We start from the raw sequence: 2,297 nt of genomic DNA, 5'->3' as shown, positions 1-2,297 counted from the left end.
TGGATCTCGACCCGCTTCGCGGGTTCGCAAGCTCACCCGCTGCGCTCGCTCGATCTCTTCGCGTTGTGAGCCTGCGACTTCGTCGCAGGCTCACAGGCTCAGACTTCCCCAGCGATGTACTTGACAGGAGCGTAGGTCGCCTTGTCGTTGTACTGGTAGATACCGATCGACGCGGCCGTCGGGCTACCGGTCTCGCCGAGCTCGATCGGGCCGGACTTGCCGTCGTAGTCGATGTCCTTGCCGTCCTCGATGAGCTTGACGCAGTCGGCGTACGTCTCGCACTTCTCACCACCGGTGGTGATGTCGACGATCTCCTCGGCGATGGCCTCACCGGCGTCGCTGTCGGCCTTCACCGCAGCCAGCGCCGAGACGATGGTCGCGTCGTAGGACTCGGCGGCGTAGGAGTAGTCGGCCAGCTTCGGGTCGACCTTCAGCAGCTGCTCCTTGAAGTCACCGGTGGTCTCGGCGCCGGGCAGCGTGCCCTTGACGCCCTTGAGCTCACCCTTGGTGAAGTCCTTGGAGTAGTCCGACAGGTTGCCGTCCACGAAGTAGGTCGGCAGCTTGGCCGGGCCGGCACCCGCGGCGATGAGCTGCGGGATGAGCTTCTTGGTCTCCTCGAACGCGATCACGACGACCGCGTCCGCACCGGCGCCCGCGATCTCGTTGATCTGGGCGTCGAACGAGGTGGCGTCCTCGGAGTAGAACGCCGTGGTGGCGACCTTGGAGCCGGCACCCTCGAGGTTGGCCTTGACCTCCTCGGCGAGCGTCTCACCGTAGGCGTCCTGGCGGGCCAGGATCGCGACGTTGGTGCGCTTGTCCTCGAGCAGCAGGTTGGCCATGACGGCGCCCTGCAGGATGTCGGACGGAGCCGTGCGGAAGTAGAGGTCCGGCTTGGCGAAGTCGCCCTCGTCGAACTCGGTCGAGGTGTTGGCCGGGGAGAACATCACGGTGCCGGACGACATGATCTTGTCGATCACGGTCATCGACACACCCGAGGAGGCCGTGCCGACGATGACGTCGGACTTGGCGTCGATGAGCTTGTCGGCCTCGGTCGGCGCGATCGCGGAGGTCGTGTCGCCGGAGTCGGCCACGACGGACACGACGTCCTTGCCGAGCACACCCCCGGCGGCGTTGATGTCCTGGATCGCCAGGTCGGATCCGGCGAACTCGGGCGGGCCGAGGAACGCGAGGCTGCCGGTCTGCGGGAGGAGCTGCCCGATGGTGAGAGTGCCGTCGTCCTTGGCGGCGGCCTTCTTCTCCGGCTCCTCGGAAGCGGTCTCGCCGCCGCAGGCGGCGAGGGTGAAGCTGAGCGCCAAGGCGCCGGCGCCCGCGGTCAGCTTCATCCAGGTAGAGGATGATGAGTTCACTGCTTTGTCCCTCTTTCGTATGGGCTGGCCCGGCTCACGTCGGACCTTGCGGAGACACATTAGAGACGGTCGGGAGGCGAATCACCCGAGCGACCTGTTTTTCACCAATCCGTTACATCTCCCCCATGGCATCATTGCCTGGGTTGCCGCCATGATCGGCTCCGTATCATCGGGGCCGAGGTGACCCATGATCACTCGGGGGACCCGATTCCCGCCAGGAACAGGCACGATCGTGGAGGAATTGTGATGATTTGTACGCACGGCGCCCATGGAGGACCGACTCGATGACCAGGGTGCCGGTGACGCTGCGGGAGGCGCGAGCCGACGACGCGCTCTTCCTCCTCGGCATCTGGCAGGACGCGCTGCGGATGACCGACGCCCAGGAACAGCTTGGCGATCTCGAGACCATCATCCACGGTGCCGACGCCTCCCCCGACCAGCGCCTCCTCGTCGCCGAGTGCGGCAGCGAGCCCGTCGGCGCGGTCTACCTGTGCGCCACGACCTTCGGTCCGCTCAACCTGGAGCCGACCGTGCAGATCTTCGCGCCCCACGTCGTCCCCAGCTTCCGCCGCCGCGGGGTGGGCCGGATGCTGATGGAGTCGGCCGTCGCCTTCGCGGAGGAGCGCGGGATCAGGACGGTTGCCGCCGCGGCCACCGCCGGCGGCCGTGACGGCAACCGGTTCCTCGCCCGGCTCGGCCTCGGCGCCCAGGCGGTCATGCGGGTGGCTCCGACGGCAGTCGTACGCTCCCGGCTCAACGTCCTCGGCCGCGCCCTGCCCCACCACGCCCGCCTGCAGCGCAACCCGAAGCAGTCCAGCGCCGTCGGCGAGCTGCTCGCGACGCGCCGCTCCCAGCGACGCTCGCACACCGTCGCCTGAGCCGCCCGACAGCAGAAGACGACCAGGGCCCCGGAGCAGCGCGCTCCGGGGC

Annotated in this window: 2 protein-coding genes; one reads left to right on the top strand and one right to left on the bottom strand. The window is 67.9% G+C overall.

Annotation, left to right across the window (positions count from 1 at the left end; translation table 11 throughout):
- Nucleotides 1-98: 98 nt before the first annotated feature.
- Complete coding sequence (locus tag ACFVDI_RS28620) at nucleotides 99-1,343, bottom strand: ABC transporter substrate-binding protein (RefSeq protein WP_378912267.1); 1,245 nt, start codon at nucleotides 1,341-1,343, stop codon at nucleotides 99-101.
- A 308-nt stretch (nucleotides 1,344-1,651) separates the two neighbouring features.
- On the opposite strand from ACFVDI_RS28620, the gene ACFVDI_RS28615 reads away from it, so the two are divergent.
- Nucleotides 1,652-2,245, top strand: a complete 594-nt coding sequence (locus ACFVDI_RS28615) for a GNAT family N-acetyltransferase (RefSeq protein ID WP_378912266.1) — start codon at nucleotides 1,652-1,654, stop codon at nucleotides 2,243-2,245.
- Nucleotides 2,246-2,297: the final 52 nt, after the last annotated feature.

It is taken from the genome of Nocardioides sp. NPDC057767 (genome assembly GCF_042798275.1).
Lineage (GTDB): Bacteria > Actinomycetota > Actinomycetes > Propionibacteriales > Nocardioidaceae > Nocardioides.
The sequence above is the reverse complement of the archived record's forward strand: the minus strand, read 5'-3'. Positions and strand labels throughout refer to the sequence as shown.